Origin of the sequence: Lactobacillus sp. UMNPBX15 (assembly GCF_002553785.1) — a bacterium.
GTDB classification, from domain to species: Bacteria; Bacillota; Bacilli; order Lactobacillales; family Lactobacillaceae; genus Lactobacillus; species Lactobacillus crispatus.
Genome location: NZ_PCYV01000006.1, coordinates 34,103 through 52,977 on the forward strand (window position 1 = coordinate 34,103; position 18,875 = coordinate 52,977).

An 18,875-nucleotide genomic window follows, 5' to 3' on the forward strand; every position below is an offset into this window, starting at 1 on the left:
CCTTAAAATTCATTATAAATGAAGTGAACAGATGTTAGTCCACTATATTCATATAAATAGATAAGAGCCATCAGGATTCCAAAATAAACAATTGTTTTCAAAACAAACATACCAATACGTTTGCCTCGAGAATCAACCTTCGTCTTTTTATTCATTTTTTCTCCCTTAGGTAATCTTACTTTTGTCTTTGCCCTATATTACTACAAATAGTGGCAACAAATGCACTAACAGCTTATATTTTAACAAATTTAAACTTTTTCTTAAATCTTCAGTTATTTGTTTCAAATTGCGAATGCGTTTTCTTTACTGTTGTCTCTTGCAATCCCGATAAGCAAAAAATAATGGAATAAAGATAATAATTGCCACAAAAATTAATGCAAAAATCATCAAACGCATTACATTTTGTGGTTTAGCCCACATCTCACTTTTCGCGGTTGCCAACAAAAATGCCGCAAATAATGCAATGATAACTACTTCGCCTAAACAAAAGACTAAATGCGTGCTTTGCCACAAATACAAATACGTTGTTGCTGGAAATAAGCAAAACCAGCCTGAAAAACGTAAAAGAAAAATCTCTCTTTTCCGGTAGTCAATCTTCATTTTTCTTTATTTGTTCCTTTCTTGATTAGTTACCAAACAATGCATTTATATTCATCGATAAAATACGGTCCATAACGACGATCTCTGGTCTAGCATAGATCTTTGACCCAGATTCAAATACACAAAGCAGTTGACCTTTATAAGCAGTAATTTGTTCTAAATACGGTGGCATGGTAATCACCAACTCCGCATTTTTTTCGTCCAGAGCATTCAAAGCTGAGGTGGGAAAAACATAAAGCTTTGAATCACCACTACCATAAGATTGACTCAAAAAGATCTTATTTTGATAAATAGCAATCCCCTGAATTTGCTTATCCATTGACGTTTCACCAGTTGGATCGGACCAGCGTAGCGTTCCTGTAACGGATTTAACTTCATTATTAGTAATCGAGCCGCGATTTTTACCGCTACGTGCAATTGTATAAGCTGCAACCTTGCCGCGACCATACATGTTAAAGAAGCCTACGAACAGTTGACCATCATAATAGGTTACAGTTGAGGCTTTTTCAACCGCTGGAATCGCAATTTGATACTTATATTTAATCGGTATTTGGCTACCGGCTTTGTAAGACTTTAATTCCGCTATCGAAAAAGCAGCTAGCGCCGATGACTTTCCCATTGATCCAGTTACCCAAATATTTTTAGCAACCGGATCATAAGCAATGCCACCTAAGTGCGGCCGCCCTGCTACTTGAATTGTCTTGAGATATTTACCCGTCTTTTTGTCCAAAACATAGACGACTGAAGCATGTTCGTGTTCCCCATCATAGGCGGTTAACAAAATATACTTACCAGCTATAGTAATCCCTTGCGGTGTCATCGCAGTAGCTGTATTTACCTTTTTAGTTTTAAAATCATAGCTTTTGGTCGCCAGCAGTCCTGGTAAAACAAAGTCTTTTCCATCCCACGTGCGTGGTGGAACGTAGTTAGATACCTTATTAATAAAGGAATATTTTTCACGCAATGCCTTTTGATAATTAGAGAAATTATGCCAAGCAGGACTAGTATTTGTCCCATCTTTAGCAAGTTTTTCCTTTGGCCGTTGCCGAATCATCTCCTGCTTCTGCCACCATTGGTAACCGAAATAGCCTCCTGTTCCAACTCCTGCTAAAAGAAGAAGCACTAAAAAGAAGCGCAAGGTTCTTTTACCAAACTTCTTCAAAAGATTACTCCTTTCTCATTTTTGTTTTGCTATGCACCTAATTATAGCGAAAAATAATTATTTTTTTGCTTTTAGCCCTTTGCTATAAGCAATTTTTACTAAAAAGATAATTTTTTTTGCAAATAAAGCACATTCGTCACACTTTTTTCACAATTTAAGGTTATACTATTAAGTGTAGTAAGGAGAAAAGATTTCTTACTACAACTCAACTTTTTTGTTTTTCATTCATACTCCTCCAAGTAAATAATGAAAATAAAAAGAATTGACTTACTCCAATTAGTCAATTTCATATCTATCCCTTTCGGCTCACGTGCGTTGCGTGAGCTTTTCTTATGCCTTAACTTCTTCTCAAACAAATCTTTACCTTTTCATAATAAATTGAACACTTTTACTTCACATTTACCCAGTATTATATAAACCGTAGCAAGATGGTAGAAACTTGCTACAATACTCCCACTTTTTTATTTCATTCATTCTTACTCCTCCAAAGTAGATGAAACTAATAAGGTCCGCAAAAACTTGCGGGCCTTTTCCTTTTTCAGCACTTTTTTCTGTATAATTAAGGTAGAAATGAGGTGCCGCTATGTTTTCACCATCAATCAAACATTTAATAGAAGAAAAATCTGGTTCATTTTTAATCCCTGCTAGCCGAATTGCCTTTGTCCAAGCAGACAATCCTCTTTATCATGCCTTTTTGATTTTGACTAAGGTTAAATATTCAAAAATTCCAGTTTTAGACAAAGAAAAACGAGTCGTTGGCCTGCTTAGTTTGGCAATGATTACGGACAAGATGCTGACGACTGATGAGATTTCCACTGCCCCTTTGGATAAATTAAAGGTCGAAGATGTAATGCAAACTAAGTTTGATAAAATAAACTTCGTTGAAACTACCCTAGAAACGCAACTGCATCTGTTAATCAATAATGCTTTCTTGCCCGTTGTTGATGATCGCGGCGTGTTTCAGGGACTACTTACTAGACGCGAATGGATTAAGGCATTTAACTATGTAGTTCACACTTATGACAAACACTACGAAACAAAACGAATAAAATAACCTCCAAGCAGCCTTTAAGGCTGCTTTTTTTACTCCAACATTTATTTGTGTCCAGACCAATAAAGAATGTTAGAATTAAGCGGTAGACAGATATGTTTGTATTTTTGGGAGGGCAATTATGAAAAATTTAAAACGTCAATGGAAGTTTATTGTCGTTTTGATTGCTGGTGCAGTCGGATTAATTAGCCAATTTGCATTGCATTCAAAGAGCCTCTTCTCAATCGGAAATCTTCAATTTCCAGTTCATGCCATCATTATTGATATCATTGGTATCTTGATGGCAATTTCTTTACTCTTGGAAATTTTTCATGATTGGAAGACAGGCCGTTACGGCGTAGACATCCTGGCTGTTATCGCTGTTGTTTCTACCATATTGATTGGTGATGTATGGGCTGAATGGATGATTTTGGTAATGATGACCGGTGGTGAAACGCTGGAGGACTACGCTACGGGTCAAGCTAACAAAGAATTACGGGCTTTACTTGATAAAACGCCACGTATCGCCAACAAGTTAGTTGACGGGAAGATCACCGAAGTTAAGGTTGATGACCTGCAGGTCGGTGATACTGTTTTGATCAAGCCAGGTCAACAAGTTCCTGTCGATGGTCAAATCGTTAAGGGCACTTCAAGCTTCGACCAATCTTCATTAACTGGTGAATCAGTTCCAGTAGCTAAAAAGCCAGGCGATAACCTAATGTCTGGATCAGTAAATGGGGATGTCGCAATTGAAATGGAGGTAACCAAAGCAGCTAAAGATTCAGAATACCAATCCATTGTTGCATTGGTTAAATCTTCACAAGCTCAACCTGCCAAATTCGTTAAAATGGCTGACCGGTATGCTATTCCATTTACTATCATTTCATTAATTATCGGTGGTGCTGCTTGGATCGTTTCTGGGGATGCAACAAGATTCGCGGAAGTTATGGTTGTTGCTTCTCCATGTCCATTGCTAATTGCAGCTCCTGTTGCCTTGGTATCAGGAATGAGCTCAATGTCAGCTCACCATATCATCGTTAAGTCAGGTCCAACACTTGAAAAGTTGGCCAAAGCTAAGACTTTTGCCTTCGATAAAACCGGTACCTTGACTGAAAACCAATTGATCGTTGACCAAGTGGTAGCTGCTGATGATTCAGTTGATCAAAAAGAATTACAAAGCTTAGCTGCTAGTGTTGAACAACAATCAAGCCACGTTATTGCCAGTTCCTTAGTTAAAGCTACTAATAAGGATTGGATTCATGCAGTTACTAACTTGAAAGAAACGACTGCTCAAGGGGTCGAAGGCGATGTTGACGGCAAGCACGTTAAGGTAGGTAAATTATCTTTCGTTGCTCCAGATGATGAAAAATTAGATGTTACTTCAACTGCCGTCTACATTTCAATCAACGGTAAATTCGCAGGTTATATTACCTTGAAAGACAAGATGCGTCCTGAAAGTCCTGAGACTATCGCTCGTCTTCGTCGTCAAGGTGCCGAGGACATCATGATGCTTACCGGTGACCACAAGCAAGTTGCTGAAAAAGTTGCTAAAGAAGCTGGTATTACTGATGTTCGCTCAGAACTTTTGCCATCACAAAAAATTCAAGCTATCAAAGATGTACCTAAGGATCTTCGTCCTGTCGTTATGACTGGTGATGGTGTTAACGACGCGCCTAGTTTAACTGCCGCAGATGTTGGTATTGCCATGGGGGCTAAAGGTGCTACTGCTGCCAGTGAAAGTGCCGATGCTGTTATCATGGTTAACGATATTTCTAAAGTTAACGATGCAGTCGCTATTTCTAAACACACAATGAAGGTTGCTAATATCGATGTTTTAACTGCAATTGGTGTCGTTATTATCATTGAATTGATTGCCTTCACTGGTGTTATCCCAGCCTTCTGGGGCGCTATTTTGCAAGAAGTAGTCGACATGATTACGATCAGCTTAGGTTTACTTGCTAAGACTAAGCCAAGTGATAAGCAATTTGGTTTGGAAGAAAAATAGACTAGATGTGAAGAAGCTCCAGAATCGATTTGGTTCTGGAGCTTTTTTTATGCATTACTTGTATTTCAACAAAATCATAGTATAATCATGATCAACAAATGAGATTATGAATAAATAATTATAAATTATATTTGAAGGATGATTTGATGAACAATACGAAAAAATTTATTCGTTCACGGCGAATTTCTAGCATCCTTCCCTGGCTAGGTATTTTAGGTGTATTAATCCTAGTTTTCTCTCTTATCATGCATGGTTTTTTATTATTTTTTACGGAATTAGGATTTATTGCTAATTTTTATTATTTTATCGATGAATATAATTGGGTAGCAGATCGAATCATGTTTGATCGTGAATTACTAATAACCCATGCTCGAGATAAAATGGTCTATCTTGCCATGACTATTTCTACAGTACTTGCATTAATCAATACAGCTATTTTAGCCTATTTGAGACACCAGAGCTTTATCGCTTTTTGCATTGGTATCTGTTTCATTAGTGGTCTTTATTTTGCTAGTCGTCTTGCAGAAAATATCCTAGTTATTCTGCATATTGCATTTAACAATTGGAAAAGATTTTATATTTTAGTAGCTGCTATAACTATCATCTTGACTAGCTTTAGCATTGTGCTGCTCTGTCTAAACCTATTTGCTTACTTCATACTATTTGCACTTATTTGTACTGGCTACGTATTGACTTATCATATTTTAATTGAACTTTACAATCGAACTAAAGGAAATCTTGGTGGACACAAATACTTCATCGATTTACCCGATAAACGTTTTGATTCTAAATTTAAATATTAGATCTATTTGCATCTAAGTTAAAAAACTATTAAAATTATACTTAACTAAATATTTTTAGCGGTTGGGTTTTTATCACAATAAAAACTTTCAAGATTCGCTTCTTTGGGTCAGGAAGCACTTGAAAGTTTTTTGTTTTTTTACAGAAGGGGAAAATATGCATTTTTTAGGACAACTTATCTTAATCCTCTTAACTACAGTTTTGCTGGGGCAATTATTCGCCCGCTTCAATATGCCTGCAGTTATTGGACAACTATTATCAGGAATTTTACTGGGACCAGCTATCTTAAATTGGGTTAAGCCAAATGATATCATCAGTCTATTCTCCGAGTTCGGGGTTATTCTGCTGATGTTCTTAGCTGGGCTTGAGAGCGATCTAGATTTATTAAAAAAATACTTCAAGCTAAGCTTTACTGTCGCCACAGTCGGCGTTATCCTACCCGTTGTTTTCATGGGCTTAGCCAGTTACTTCTTTGGCATGCGCCCTCTTGAAGCACTCTTTATCGGGATTGTCTTTGCAGCAACTAGCGTTTCTATCTCCGTTGTGGTGCTGCAAGAAGCACACCAACTGCACACCCGTGCCGGCACAGCCATTTTAGGTGCTGCCGTAGTTGACGATATCTTAGCCGTGGTTGTTCTGAGTCTATTCACTACATTCAGTCATGAAGGTGGCAAGAGCGGCTTAACTAATAACTTTTTGCTTAATATCTTGATTGAAGTAGTTTACTTCGTAGTTGTTTGGCTGATTTTTAAATTTGTTGCGCCATACTTTATGAAAGCTTCTGAAAAAATCGACGTTGACTATTCCGTCGTTATCGGTTCATTGGTTTTAGCCTTAACCATGGCTTGGGCCGCTGATTTTGTTGGTCTTTCAGCTGTTGTTGGTGCATTTTTCGGTGGTTTAGCAATTCGTCAAACACCACAATACAAAGAAGTTCACTCTTCTGTTTCCGCAATCGGCTACTCTGTCTTCATCCCCGTCTTCTTCGCTGATATCGGTCTTTCAATGACTTTTGCCAGCTTTTTCAAGGATATCTGGTTCATTATCGTTATGACCGTTTTAGCTATTTTATCAAAATTCTGGGCCGGAAAATACTCCAGCGAAATCTTTGGCTTCAATAAGAATGAAGGCAATATCGTCGGTGCTGGAATGGTATCACGTGGTGAAGTTGCACTGATTGTAGCGCAAATCGGAATTAACCACCATCTCTTCCCTGAGGATATTTATTCAAGTCTGATCCTAGTAATTATCGTTACAACAGTTATTTCACCATTTATTTTGAATTACTTTATTAAAAAGAGTCAAAATAGTACGGAATTTATGTAGAAAAAGTCTAGCATTCGCTAGATTTTTTAATAGTTTAATTTTACAAGCGGCTTATCATAGACGCAATTGTGTCTACATGGTAAAATCAATAGTGAGAGGTGAGAAATATGTTACAAACTCCAAACAATATTAGAGCTGTTACCGCTCGTGACCTGCGCAATAATTTTAAGAAAATTGCTGATGATATTAATGACTATGATACTACCGTTATAGTAGCTCGTCCCAAAGATAAAAATGTTGTGATTATTTCTCAAAAAGAATATGATTCATGGCAAGAAACTTCATATCTTCTAGGAACTAAAGCTAACCGCGATGCATTAGCTGAAGCTAAACAATCATTTGAAAACCAAGATCAACGAAATAAAGTTTTAACCCCAGAAGAATTCGAGGCTTTAACTAAAGATGACGAAGCTTAACGTTAATTTTAACTACAATGCCTGGAATGAATATCTTGAATGGAAAAAAGAGGATAAGAAGACTTCCCAAAAGATTGATAATTTTATTAAAGAATGCCAACGCCATCCTTTTACTGGGAAAGGAAAACCTGAGCCGCTAAAAGCGAATTTAAGTGGTGCATGGTCTCGACAAATTAATCATAAAGATCGCATGGTTTATTCAGTTACCGCAACAGAATTACAAATATGGCAGTTAAAATACCATTATTCCAAATGAAAAAGCTCTTTCGAGCTTTTTTGTTTAACCCAATTTTCCTAAATCGATCACTTGGTCATACTTCTGCAACTCATTTGATTCATAGTGGTGAATTACTTCAATAAAGGTAAGGTTTGAGTTTAACAAGTAATTATGGATTTGGTCTGATGTCTTCTTATCAAGGGATGCATTAATTTCATCTAGTAGCAAAACCGACCTATCAGCCAAAATTGCCCGTGCTAGTTCGATTCTAGCTAGCTGTCCCCCAGACAATTGATCCGCATTATCACCCAAGGAATAGTCCCAGCCTTTTTCAGCAATAATTTGATCCAAGCCTAATTTTTGGCACACCTCGCTCACCTTTTCCCGGGAAATATTTGCACCTAAAGTGAGATTAAACCACAAGGTATCGGCAAAAATTACTGGGGACTGGCTAGCATAAGCGAATAAATCTGTAAACGAGCCTGGCTTTTGCTTTTTGTCGTTAAGCAATATTTCCTTGGCATGACCATGCTTTCCGGTTAATAGGAATTGTAATAACGTTGATTTACCTACACCAGATGGTCCAATAACTGCAACTTTTTGACCTTTTACAACTGCAAAGTTAATTTGATTAGCTAATTCTTTACCTTTTCTAGTAAGATCAAGATCTTCTACTTGAATTTTTGCAAAATTATAATTGGTCTCTTTCTTTTCAACCTTGCCCTTGGCAATATATTTTTCTGCCTTAGCGACAATTTTCTTAGTTGTTGATAATTTGTTTCGATCTTCTAAAATAGTCAAAATTGGATTAAGAAATGAATTTGACAGTTGAACGATTGCAAATAAGGCACCTAAAGTAGTTTGACACTTAACCACCATGTAAATTCCCACTAAGAATGGGGTTAAGAACGTAAATAAACTAGCAATCAAGTTAATCCAAGAACTAGTATCTAGATTGAGTAAGTTCATTTTACGCAAAGCATCTTCTAATTGATTGATCAAAACTTGATTTTTCTTAACCGCATTATCGCGCTTGTTGTATAAATTTAATGTTGTGCTACCAACCAGAAAGTTTTTAATATGACTAACATATTTATCATTAGCAGTTGTCCAATTTTCTGCTGTAGTTTGAATCTTCTTTTGAAATAAATTAGAAACCAGCATCGGCAAACATGAACCGATTAAAAATAATAATGTAACTAACCAATTAACATATAAAGCATACCCTAGCGCAAAGACAATCATATAGGCCTGCATCATTATTTCAATTTCGGCATCAAAACGATTAGTTTCCAGCAGTTTAAAATCTGTAGTTAAAAAGCCTAAGCTAGCAGTATTTTCTTCGCTAGTCTGACCCAGCATCCCCTTTAAAATACCAGCTCGCAGCGTCGTATTAGTCTCTTGAATAGCACTTGTTTTTAACCGATTGAAAATCAGCGAAGCAATAAAAGTCGCAATAAACGCCCCAATAACAATAACTAGAAATTGTGCTAAATCGCCAAACCTTCTTTGCGTACCAACATTGGTCAATGTCTGTACCATATATGCAAAAATGATTTGTTGTGTACTAGCAATCAAGCCTAAAATAGTTAACATAATGAATTTTGCATGTGAAGAATATTTGTAAATCATTTTTTGTCCTCCTGTATTTTACTTGAGGCTAGTATCGCAGGATAATGACGAAAAATGCAGAAAATTTGCAGATCTGCAAATTTAAGCTGGTTAAAACTAAGTAAAAATCGAGAGGAGGATTTATTATGTTGCCGTTTGGGGCTTCAATGAAGCAAGAGCTATTTTACCTACATATAAATGGCTAAATAATGATGGATTTAGCCAAGAACAAATCAAGTTTTTCGAAAAGTTTATGCATTCCAATGCTCACTTAATTTTCAAATATGCAAAGCAACATAAGCCAGATCTTCTTGATTAAAAGCATTAAAAAAGCGCAACCTTCAAAAATTGCGCTTTTTATCATTCCTAATTTACTGTGATATTTCCATTTGAAGTATCAATCTCTAGCACATTATCCCCGACGTCATTTTGGCTATATGTGTCGCCTTCATCTTGTCCATTCACTGCAATTCGTCCATTAGATGTATCAAGGTCATATCCTTGAGCCACACTATTTCTAACCACAACACTACCGTTCGAAGTATCGATTTGACCTCGCTTAAGAGCAAGATCTTTCACTGTTACATTACCGTTTGAACTATCGATCGTCACTTTATCAAGTTCCTTTTTTGGTACTTCAATGGTAATTGCTGGAACAACAGCATTCTTTTTAAATAAATCAAAAATATTCACATTAATATTTACTGAGCTTGTATTGCTTTCAACCTTCAAAATTTGATTTTCAATTTTAGTTGATGGGATTAATTTTTCTCTACCGTTATAAGTTACACGATAGCGATCACTTTTTCGAATTTTAATGTTTGCATTAGCAACATCTACTTCAATTTGATCAAACTCTTTGCTTGTTAACTGTTTTTGCACTATCGGACTTGTAGTGTCTTTTTTAATCATTACCCCTATTCCCACTGCTAACACTAAAACTGCGATTAAGATAATTACTTTCATGTTTCTTTTACCTTTTTTCCTCCAAGTACTTGATGTATTTTGATTATCGCAAGATAATAAGCCTAAATCTAACATATTTGCAGATCTGCAAATCGAGGTAAAAAATTATGTTCAAATATGGTTCAGTTTACAAACAATTGCGCAAAGATCAAGAAATCACTCAAACTGAAGCCTGCAAGGGTATTTGTTCAATCTCCAAGTTATCACGCTGGGAAAACAATCAGGTAGAAGTTGAGTTTAGCACCGCCATTGCATTACTCAGGCGCATCAACATTACGCTTAACGAATTCACGCATTACGCTGCAATGAAAACAGAATTTACATTGCCAGACGACATTATAACGGCCATTAAAGACAATGATACAAAGGTACTCGAAAAATTTGTTCAGGAGCAGCTAAATCATTATCACGCCACCAAAAATATTCTCGAACTCAAAAACATCATTCTTGTCTGCAATCAATTATTTCTCATGACTTGTAAAAACTATCTAACACCTGCAGACATTAATCGAATCGGTTCATACCTGCTTCACAACACCGTTTGGTCTAAATACAATATTTTGCTCTTTGCTAACTCACCGTTTTTGCTAAATTCTAAAATCGGCTATCAAATTGCTCTGCGAATTATTCACAACTTTCATCCTACAGAAAGTTTGAACGAAAACACCACCATTTTCATAGGTGGTTTATCTGATACAGTTATTGCCTTAGTTTTCAAAAAGAAGCTAGATTACGCTCAAAAAATTCTTAATGAATTAAAAAAGATAGAACTTCGCTTCTATCTCATGTTCTTTAGTTTAACATTGACCCTTTTACAAAAAATTATCGACTACTGCCATACTCTCAACGCATAGCCTGTATTGGCAATGATTGATACCATAGTTCAGCTGAATTGCATGGAAGTTGCTCAAAAATGGCTTGAGATTTTTAAAGACGTACAACAAATCTGGCCAGAAAAAGAAAATTAAAAACCGTAAAAGTAATTTACTTTCACGGCTTTTGACATGGTATTCATTATGCAAGCTTACAAATTTTTAGCTTTTAATTAATCCTTTACAACGTCTTTGATGTTCAACCATTGACTCTTGTTGATCTTGACGATCTTCTTGCCAGCAGCTTTCTTAACATCCTTAACGGTGTAAGTTGAACCCATTGAAACCTTTTGGCTAGTCTTGTGACCTTGTGCGTCCAAAACATTAACTTTTTGGTTCTTAGTGTCCTTTACAGTAACAAAGATCTTGTCACCCTTTTTAATTGCAGGATCAGTTGGCATAGTTTCGGCAACACCTAACTTTGGAGCAGGAAAACTAGCTGCTTGACTAACTGAAGCACCAACACCCATTAAACTCATTGAAGCAACTGCGATTGAAACAACTTTAACTAAATTCTTTGAAACTAACATAATGAATACCTCTAATTTATATATCACTTAACTTGTTGGAACTTTTTGTTCCCTTATTCCTTGCATCTTTATTGTATAACATATGTTATTAATTGCAAGGGATAATTCAAAGTTTTTCAAAAATAATTCAGTCGTCTGAAAGTGTTGCTATAATAACGATGGCGGGGATTTTTTGTCCAAAAGCATTAAAAAAGTGTCTGAGAAGCCGTTCTTTCCCAAACACTTGTTTCAATATCTAAATAAAACCTAACGCGTTATAGCACATGTGCACCAAAATTGAATAGCGCAAATCCTTGGTTGACATATAGACCCAAGCTAAAACCATGCCTAAGACCCAATATACTAAGATATACTTACTTAATGCCGGATCATGCATATAGCCAAATAAAAATCCGCTTGCAACAATACCTAGCCACTTATTTCTAGTATTTTTCTTAGTGAAAAAGATATTGAAAAACATCCCTCTAAAGATATGTTCCTCACAAAATGGCGCGATGAAAACTACTAGGATCCTAAATAAACCTGCATTGTATTCCGCTATTTTATTCAAGCTTTCCTGGTTCTTTGAAACGCCGCCACCAACTAGATTAAGCATCACAATCGAACCTACTACAATCAGTACAAAACCGATCATCGCTATTCCGATTCTGCGCCAGTCCCAGTGTGGTGTTTCATCAAAGCCCCAATCATTTTCTTCTTTTAATTGCCTGCGATAAATATAGGAAATTGCAAACAAAACTATTACCGTAGCAAGCGCCGTAACGAAGACGCGATATTGCCCGAAATCAAATCGCTGAGGTCTAAAGTAAAGTACTTCTAATTCAGAATACATTACCAAAGCCAACACAGCCCCTGCAATATTTCCCAGGTAATGTCCAAATCTCTTCATTTTTCATTCACACCTTGATTCTTTCAACTAGTAATCATTGTTTCTATTATAATGTAAATAAGAAAAAATACCTAAGGAGGAGTATCTATCTATGCTTAATCAGATCATCGCTTTTTTGGGGAGACGCGGTGAGTTCTTCTACATTTCAGTCTTTATGTTACTGATATTTTTTGTCTTTTTAATCTCTTGGCTTATCGAACCAAGACGTTTGATTAATGGCGTTTTGTTTACTATCTTTATAGTCTCAATGCTCTCTTGGATCACCGTTATGGTACACAAAAGTACGAGTCACGGCTTGCAACGTGCCTATGACCTACTAGTTCTAGCTGCATTATTTGGCGTTGCATTGCTATTAATTTTTGCTTGGATCTTTCTGTTTTGGAACGCCTATTTCGTTTGGAAATATGAAAGCCATACCCTACCTAATTTACTCACTTTGATTTCTGGATTTTTGGCTTTAATTATTAGTATCATCGTGATTTTAGGACCTGGTAAATATTTGCCACGCTGGCTCAGCATAGCCCTAGCTTCAATTCCAGCGATTGCAATCTACCTAGGATTGGTACTCTACAATTTTTTACTAAATTTGCTCCTATACCAAATCTATCCTCGCACTTATCATCAAGACTATTTGATTGTTTTGGGAGCTGGCTTGATCAACGGTGACCAAGTGTCTAAATTGCTGGCAGCCAGAATTAATCGTGCGATTCAATACTCTAACCGTCAATACCAAAAGGGACGTAAGCGGCCAATTCTGATCATGTCAGGTGGTCAAGGTCCTGATGAGAAGATCTCAGAAGCACTCGCCATGTCTCGTTTTGCACAACGCCGTGGGATCCCCGTTGACCACATTTTATTAGAAGACCAGTCCAAAAATACTTACCAAAATATGCTTTTTTCTAAAAAAATCGCTACTGAAGACTTCGGTAATACTCATTTCAAAGCACGCTTCTTCAGCAATAACTACCACATTTTTCGCGCTGGCCTTTTAGCTAAAGAAGTTGGTTTAAAAGCCAATGGTGTCGGTGCTTACACCAGATTCTACTACTTGCCTAACGCAATTATCCGCGAATTTGCCGGTGTGTTTGTCATGCATAAACGCCGTCATTTCGTTATCATGGGATTAATCGTTTTATTCTTTATCCTGCAAGCTATCTTAGTCATGACAGGATTAGAAAGATTTACTGTAATTTAGAAAAGAGGGATGCAATGCTTCAACTAAAGCATATTTTTAAGTCATATAAGGTGGGGGACAACATCACCCACGCTTTAGACGACGTTACAATCTCGTTCCGTGATCAGGAATTCGTCGCTATCTTAGGTCCGAGTGGTTCTGGAAAAACTACCATGTTAAACGTAATTGGCGGACTTGACCGTTACGACCAAGGTGACTTGATCATCAACGGCAAATCTACCAAGAATTTTAAAGAGACCGACTGGGATGCTTACCGCAACAATACCGTTGGTTTTGTTTTTCAAAATTATAATCTAATCCCCCACTTGTCGATCATCGCCAATGTGGAACTAGGGATGAATTTGTCTGGTGTGCCTAAAAAACAGCGCCATGAAAAAGCAATTGCGGCGTTAACAGAAGTGGGATTGAAAGACCATCTAAATAAACGTCCTAACCAGTTGTCTGGCGGTCAGATGCAACGAGTAGCGATTGCTCGAGCAATTGCCAACGACCCTGATATTCTACTTTGTGATGAACCAACTGGTGCACTTGATACTGAGACTTCTGTCCAAATTATGAAGTTGATCAAAAAACTATCTAAAGATCGACTCGTTATTATGGTGACTCACAATCCTGAATTAGCTAAAGAATACGCCACAAGAATCGTTAATTTCCAAGACGGTAAGATTCGTCATGATTCTGATCCTTTTAGCCCTAATAAGGAAGAAGACAAATTTAACCTCAAGCGTACCAAGATGTCTTACTGGAACGCCATCAAGTTGAGTTTCACCAATATTATGACAAAAAAAGGTCGAACTCTGCTAACTGCTTTTGCTTCAAGCATCGGGATTATCTCAATTGCCGTAGTTTTAGCTATCTCTAATGGTTTTCAAAAGCAAATCAATACCACAATGAGCAAGGCCTTAGCAAAATATCCGATTTCTATTTCACAGACCGCAACTGACATTACTTCAGCTAATGCACGTAAAGAATCGGATAAAAATGTCAAAAACCGCGGCTATGTAACGGCAGAACAAGACCAAAGCGAACAGGCCCAACACGTTAATAAAATTAGCACAAAGTATGTTAACTACATCAAGAAGATCAATCCTAATTATGCCAATAACGTGTCTTACCAACGCGGCGTAAGCTTGAATTTATTAGCTAAAAACAAGGGAAAAATTGAACGCGTGCAATTTTCAAATACGGATCCTGATCAGACTAATTCTGTTCTAGCTGCTAGATCCCAAGCGATGAGTTCAATGGGACTGGGTTCAAGTGTCTTTCCCACTACTTTAAATAAAGAGAAAGGCTCATTTTTGAAGCAAAACTATCAATTGCTCTCAGGCACTTGGCCTACTAAGGCAACCGACTTGGTTTTAGTTACTGACAATAAAAATACTGTTAACATCAATGCCTTAAAAAATCTTGGTTTCGATTTAAAGAATAAGGAACACGTCAAATTCGGCCAATTAGTAAATAAGCAATTTCGTGTAGTTGCCAACAATGATTACTATCAGCAATTGCAAACTGGCATGTTTATTCCTAAAAAGGTAAATAACGCCATGTATAACGGTGCTCAAACCAAGCTAAAGATTGCTGGTGTCATTCGTCCTAAAAACGAAGATTCAATGGCCTTGTTATCAACTGGAATTGCTTATAGCGATCAACTTTCACAACGCGTGATTAATGAAAATAAAAACTCTGCAATTGTAAAGGCACAAAAGAAGAGTAACCATAGCGTATTAACTAACCAAAAACTAAATGCCAATGAAAAGAAAGCTACAATGCAGACTCTTGGCGGTACCAGCATCCCTACTGGCATCATGATTTATCCCAACAATTTTGATGATAAAGATAAAGTACTTGATTATCTTGACAAATGGAACAAAGGGAAGAAAAAATCAGACAAGATTCTCTATACTGACATGTCAAACGCTGTTACCACAATGACTGGCGGCCTCTTAAGCGGGATAACGACGATCCTTGTCGCATTTGCTGGTATTTCATTAATCACATCTATGATTATGATTGGTATTTTAACTTATACCTCAGTACTTGAGCGAACTAAGGAAATCGGGGTACTCAAGGCATTAGGTGCCCGTAAAAAAGACATTACTCGTGTCTTTGATGCCGAAACCTTCATCCTAGGTGTTTTCTCTGGTGTATTAGGCATTCTGATTGCTTACCTACTAACATTCCCAATTAACAGTATCATTTACAAGATTACTGATCTGGCAAATGTAGCCCAACTAGATCCTACTGCTGCTATTGTTTTGATCATTATTTCAACTATCCTCACCCTCTTAGGTGGTCATATTCCAGCACGAATGGCTGCAAAGAAAGATGCTGCAATTGCATTGCGGAGTGAATGAATTTAATAAAGAATTTGTTACGTTGTTCACAATAACCTAAATTTTTAGCAAAATATGTGGTATCTTAGCTTTAGCAAAAACAAGTAAGAAAGGAACTTTTTTCACCATGACTGTTAAAAAATTAGAAAATAACAGCGATGTTAATGTAGTGGCAGAAGAAAGCAAAGTTTTAACTGATTTACTGAATGAATCAACTAAGCAAGTAATCGGTCAAGCAGCTTTCGATAAGATCCAAAACTTAATTAAAATCTCTGCCGCCAAAGATTATCAAGAACTTGAAAAGCAAATTGCTAGTCTTAACAATCGCGAAATGATTGTTGTTGCACGTTATTTTGCTACTCTCCCACTCTTGATCAACATTTCAGAGGATGTAGAACTAGCAAGTAAAGTTAATTTGCTTAACAATACTCATCAAGATTATCTAGGTAAATTGAGTGACACAATTGACATTGTAGCCCAAAAGAAAAATGCCGAAGAAATCCTTGAACATGTAAATGTAGTACCCGTTTTAACTGCCCATCCTACTCAAGTACAAAGAAAAACCATTTTGGAATTAACCGATCAAATTCATCAACTTTTGCGCAATTATCGTGATGTGAAGAATGGCACAATTGATCGCGATGAATGGACTGAACAAATGCGGGCTTGCATTGAAATTTTGATGCAAACTGACATTATTCGTGGTCACAAATTAAAGGTAGCTAATGAAATTACCAATGTTTTGGCTTACTACCCTAAGGCTTTAATCCCTGCAATCACCAAATTTACTAGTCGTTACAAGGAATTAGCTAAAAAACACGGGCTAAACGCTAGTCATGCTACGCCAATTACCATGGGAATGTGGATCGGCGGCGACCGTGACGGTAACCCTTATGTAACGGCTGATACGCTAGAACTAAGCGCTACTTTGCAAAGCCAAGTAATCTTTGAATATTACATTAAGCAAATCAATAAGCTTTATAGAGCCATTTCCATGTCTACTTCTTATATGGAGCCATCTGACGATGTAATGCACCTATCTGAGCTTTCTAATGATGATTCACCATTCAGAACTAACGAGCCATATAGACGGGCATTCTACTATATTCAAAGCCGTTTAGTGCACACTGAACAAAAATTACTGAATATTACTAACAAGAACACTTTCTTAAAGAAACGTGACCTCCAAAATCTTGATAAAATCCCTTGTTATCAAAATGCTCAAGAATTTAAAGCCGACTTAGAAATCATCAAAAATTCACTTGAAGAAGACCATGATCACGCCGTAATAGACAGCTACTTTACTCAAATTCTTGAGGCTATCAACATCTTCGGCTTCCATCTAGCTACAATTGATATGCGTCAAGATTCTAGCGTTAACGAGGCCTGTGTCGCTGAGCTACTTAAGAGTGCTGGAATTTGTGACAATTATAGCGATTTAAGCGAAGACAAAAAGATCAAGCTTTTACTCAACGAATTGAACAATGATCCACGTAACTTACACGCCAATAACAAATCCAAGTCTGAGTTACTACAAAAAGAATTAAAGATCTACAAGACTGCTCGTCAATTGAAAGACCGTTTGGGTGAAGACGTCATCAAGCAACATATTATTTCTCACACTGAGAGTGTTTCAGACATGCTAGAACAAGCAATCATGTTAAAGGAATACGATTTACTTGATAATCAAAAAGCCCGAATTCAAGTGGTACCACTATTTGAAACGGTTGAAGACTTGAATAATGCCCGGGAAATAATCAAGGAATTCTTAAGCTTTGATATAGTCAAGAAGTGGCTTGTTTCTCAAAATAATTATCAAGAAGTTATGTTAGGCTACTCAGATTCTAATAAGGACGGTGGCTACTTAGCTTCATGCTGGAACCTTTATAAAGCTCAAAAGGATCTAACTAAGATCGGTGAAGAAATGGGTATCAAGATTACCTTTATGCATGGCCGTGGCGGTACCGTTGGTCGTGGTGGTGGTCCATCATACGAAGCAATTACAGCACAGCCATTCAAGTCAATTAACGATCGGATGCGGATGACTGAGCAAGGTGAAATTATCCAAAACAAGTATGGTAATAAAGACACCGCCTACTACAACCTAGAAATGTTAGCTTCAGCAACAATCGATCGAATGGCTTCTAAACAAATCGTTAGCGAAGATCATGTCGCAGATTTCCGTTCTTCAATGGATCAAATCGTAGCTAAAAGCAACGAAGTTTACCGGAAACTAGTATTTGAGAATCCCAACTTCCTTAAATACTTCTTCCAAGCAACTCCAATCAAAGAAATCTCTGGTCTTAACGTAGGTTCACGTCCAGCTTCAAGAAAGAAACTCACTGACTTTTCTGGCTTAAGAGCCATCCCTTGGGTTTTCTCTTGGTCACAAAGCCGTGTAATGTTCCCTGGTTGGTATGGCGTAGGTTCTGGTTTCAAGTCATTTATCGATGCCGATCCAGCCAACTTGAAGGAATTACAAAATATGTACCAAGGTTGGCCATTCTTCCACTCCCTGCTTTCCAATGTTGATATGGTTTTATCTAAATCAAATATGAGAATTGCCAAGCAGTATGCGGATCTTTGCGAAGATGAACAAGTTAAATCAGTCTTTGATATCATCAATCAAGAATGGGAACTAACTAAGAAAGTCATCCTACAAATTGAAGGTCATGATGAATTAATCGAAGATGCACCTACTCTTAAGAAGAGTCTGGAATACAGAATGCCTTACTTCAACATTTTGAACTACATCCAATTAGAAATGATCAAGCGTGATCGTGAAGATGAGATTCAAGGTGTTTACCAAAGTATTATTCCAATTACTATCAACGGTGTGGCTTCCGGTTTACGTAATTCAGGATAAAAAACACATAAAATTCAGCTAAAAAAGGCTCCTCATTGCCTGTTTTATCAAGCATT

The 18,875-nt window shown here is 37.0% G+C and carries 17 protein-coding genes and 1 other annotated feature; of the genes, 10 read left to right on the forward strand and 7 right to left on the reverse strand.

The window, feature by feature from the left end; all coding sequences use genetic code 11:
* Positions 1-2: 2 nt before the first annotated feature.
* The 3 genes from CP366_RS02910 to CP366_RS02920 form a co-directional block, all read right to left on the reverse strand.
* Entirely contained in the window at positions 3-155 is a 153-nt protein-coding gene (locus tag CP366_RS02910) for a teichoic acid D-Ala incorporation-associated protein DltX (protein WP_054832847.1), read from the reverse strand.
* A gap of 148 nt (positions 156-303) precedes the next feature.
* On the reverse strand, positions 304-600 hold the full coding sequence (locus CP366_RS02915) for a hypothetical protein (RefSeq protein WP_013087054.1): 297 nt from the start codon (positions 598-600) through the stop codon (positions 304-306).
* Between the two features lie 25 nt (positions 601-625).
* Positions 626-1,762, reverse strand: a complete 1,137-nt coding sequence (locus tag CP366_RS02920) for a YncE family protein (RefSeq protein ID WP_013087055.1) — start codon at positions 1,760-1,762, stop codon at positions 626-628.
* Positions 1,763-2,345: 583 nt separating this feature from the next.
* Here CP366_RS02920 and cbpB point away from each other — a divergent pair.
* From cbpB to CP366_RS02960, 6 genes are all read left to right on the forward strand, one after another.
* Positions 2,346-2,816, forward strand: coding sequence for a cyclic-di-AMP-binding protein CbpB (gene cbpB / locus CP366_RS02930; protein WP_013087056.1), 471 nt, complete (start codon positions 2,346-2,348; stop codon positions 2,814-2,816).
* A gap of 118 nt (positions 2,817-2,934) precedes the next feature.
* The gene (locus tag CP366_RS02935) at positions 2,935-4,797 is read left to right on the forward strand and encodes a heavy metal translocating P-type ATPase (protein ID WP_089143205.1); all 1,863 of its coding nucleotides are present in this window, start codon (positions 2,935-2,937) and stop codon (positions 4,795-4,797) included.
* Positions 4,798-4,943: 146 nt separating this feature from the next.
* Positions 4,944-5,600 carry a hypothetical protein gene (locus CP366_RS02940; RefSeq protein ID WP_060461825.1) on the forward strand — a complete coding sequence of 219 codons (657 nt, stop codon included), beginning with the start codon at positions 4,944-4,946 and terminating at the stop codon, positions 5,598-5,600.
* Positions 5,601-5,659: 59 nt separating this feature from the next.
* Positions 5,660-5,716: a sequence feature (sodium ion sensor (DUF1646 type); this cis-regulatory element may regulate processes involved in with the transportation of sodium ions), on the forward strand.
* A gap of 38 nt (positions 5,717-5,754) precedes the next feature.
* On the forward strand, positions 5,755-6,924 hold the full coding sequence (locus CP366_RS02950) for a cation:proton antiporter (protein WP_005721869.1): 1,170 nt from the start codon (positions 5,755-5,757) through the stop codon (positions 6,922-6,924).
* Between the two features lie 107 nt (positions 6,925-7,031).
* A complete protein-coding gene (locus CP366_RS02955) occupies positions 7,032-7,340 on the forward strand; it encodes a type II toxin-antitoxin system Phd/YefM family antitoxin (protein WP_005719967.1) in 309 nt (102 codons plus the stop codon).
* The gene (locus CP366_RS02960; protein WP_089143204.1) at positions 7,327-7,596 is read left to right on the forward strand and encodes a Txe/YoeB family addiction module toxin; all 270 of its coding nucleotides are present in this window, start codon (positions 7,327-7,329) and stop codon (positions 7,594-7,596) included. Before CP366_RS02955 ends, CP366_RS02960 begins: the two co-directional genes overlap by 14 nt.
* 24 nt (positions 7,597-7,620) lie before the next feature.
* Here the strand turns inward: CP366_RS02960 and CP366_RS02965 are convergent, their stop codons facing one another.
* Entirely contained in the window at positions 7,621-9,189 is a 1,569-nt protein-coding gene (locus CP366_RS02965) for an ABC transporter ATP-binding protein (protein WP_098043576.1), read from the reverse strand.
* Between the two features lie 345 nt (positions 9,190-9,534).
* Complete coding sequence (locus CP366_RS02970) at positions 9,535-10,134, reverse strand: DUF4097 family beta strand repeat-containing protein (RefSeq protein WP_233197962.1); 600 nt, start codon at positions 10,132-10,134, stop codon at positions 9,535-9,537.
* Between the two features lie 107 nt (positions 10,135-10,241).
* On the opposite strand from CP366_RS02970, the gene CP366_RS02975 reads away from it, so the two are divergent.
* Positions 10,242-10,988: a helix-turn-helix domain-containing protein gene (locus tag CP366_RS02975; protein ID WP_233197963.1), complete on the forward strand. Its 747-nt coding sequence runs from the start codon at positions 10,242-10,244 to the stop codon at positions 10,986-10,988.
* A gap of 191 nt (positions 10,989-11,179) precedes the next feature.
* On the opposite strand, the gene CP366_RS02980 is transcribed toward CP366_RS02975, so the two are convergent.
* Both CP366_RS02980 and CP366_RS02985 read right to left on the reverse strand, forming a co-directional pair.
* Positions 11,180-11,536, reverse strand: coding sequence for a hypothetical protein (locus tag CP366_RS02980; protein ID WP_013087062.1), 357 nt, complete (start codon positions 11,534-11,536; stop codon positions 11,180-11,182).
* Between the two features lie 235 nt (positions 11,537-11,771).
* On the reverse strand, positions 11,772-12,425 hold the full coding sequence (locus CP366_RS02985) for a CPBP family intramembrane glutamic endopeptidase (RefSeq protein ID WP_061205046.1): 654 nt from the start codon (positions 12,423-12,425) through the stop codon (positions 11,772-11,774).
* A 91-nt stretch (positions 12,426-12,516) separates the two neighbouring features.
* On the opposite strand from CP366_RS02985, the gene CP366_RS02990 reads away from it, so the two are divergent.
* From CP366_RS02990 to ppc, 3 genes are all read left to right on the forward strand, one after another.
* Positions 12,517-13,620: a YdcF family protein gene (locus CP366_RS02990; protein WP_089145293.1), complete on the forward strand. Its 1,104-nt coding sequence runs from the start codon at positions 12,517-12,519 to the stop codon at positions 13,618-13,620.
* A gap of 14 nt (positions 13,621-13,634) precedes the next feature.
* Positions 13,635-15,974, forward strand: a complete 2,340-nt coding sequence (locus CP366_RS02995) for an ATP-binding cassette domain-containing protein (protein WP_057726918.1) — start codon at positions 13,635-13,637, stop codon at positions 15,972-15,974.
* Between the two features lie 106 nt (positions 15,975-16,080).
* Positions 16,081-18,819: a phosphoenolpyruvate carboxylase gene (gene ppc / locus CP366_RS03000; protein ID WP_089147895.1), complete on the forward strand. Its 2,739-nt coding sequence runs from the start codon at positions 16,081-16,083 to the stop codon at positions 18,817-18,819.
* Positions 18,820-18,875 lie beyond the last annotated feature (56 nt).

Bases quoted from the DNA above. Each gene is read 5' to 3' on its own strand.
- CP366_RS02910 (WP_054832847.1), bottom strand. From the start codon at position 155: ATGAATAAAAAGACGAAGGTTGATTCTCGAGGCAAACGTATTGGTATG.
- CP366_RS02915 (WP_013087054.1), bottom strand. From the start codon at position 600: ATGAAGATTGACTACCGGAAAAGAGAGATTTTTCTTTTACGTTTTTCA.
- cbpB (WP_013087056.1), top strand. From the start codon at position 2,346: ATGTTTTCACCATCAATCAAACATTTAATAGAAGAAAAATCTGGTTCA.
- CP366_RS02935 (WP_089143205.1), top strand. From the start codon at position 2,935: ATGAAAAATTTAAAACGTCAATGGAAGTTTATTGTCGTTTTGATTGCT.
- CP366_RS02940 (WP_060461825.1), top strand. From the start codon at position 4,944: ATGAACAATACGAAAAAATTTATTCGTTCACGGCGAATTTCTAGCATC.
- CP366_RS02950 (WP_005721869.1), top strand. From the start codon at position 5,755: ATGCATTTTTTAGGACAACTTATCTTAATCCTCTTAACTACAGTTTTG.
- CP366_RS02955 (WP_005719967.1), top strand. From the start codon at position 7,032: ATGTTACAAACTCCAAACAATATTAGAGCTGTTACCGCTCGTGACCTG.
- CP366_RS02960 (WP_089143204.1), top strand. From the start codon at position 7,327: ATGACGAAGCTTAACGTTAATTTTAACTACAATGCCTGGAATGAATAT.
- CP366_RS02965 (WP_098043576.1), bottom strand. From the start codon at position 9,189: ATGATTTACAAATATTCTTCACATGCAAAATTCATTATGTTAACTATT.
- CP366_RS02970 (WP_233197962.1), bottom strand. From the start codon at position 10,134: ATGAAAGTAATTATCTTAATCGCAGTTTTAGTGTTAGCAGTGGGAATA.
- CP366_RS02975 (WP_233197963.1), top strand. From the start codon at position 10,242: ATGTTCAAATATGGTTCAGTTTACAAACAATTGCGCAAAGATCAAGAA.
- CP366_RS02980 (WP_013087062.1), bottom strand. From the start codon at position 11,536: ATGTTAGTTTCAAAGAATTTAGTTAAAGTTGTTTCAATCGCAGTTGCT.
- CP366_RS02985 (WP_061205046.1), bottom strand. From the start codon at position 12,425: ATGAAGAGATTTGGACATTACCTGGGAAATATTGCAGGGGCTGTGTTG.
- CP366_RS02990 (WP_089145293.1), top strand. From the start codon at position 12,517: ATGCTTAATCAGATCATCGCTTTTTTGGGGAGACGCGGTGAGTTCTTC.
- CP366_RS02995 (WP_057726918.1), top strand. From the start codon at position 13,635: ATGCTTCAACTAAAGCATATTTTTAAGTCATATAAGGTGGGGGACAAC.
- ppc (WP_089147895.1), top strand. From the start codon at position 16,081: ATGACTGTTAAAAAATTAGAAAATAACAGCGATGTTAATGTAGTGGCA.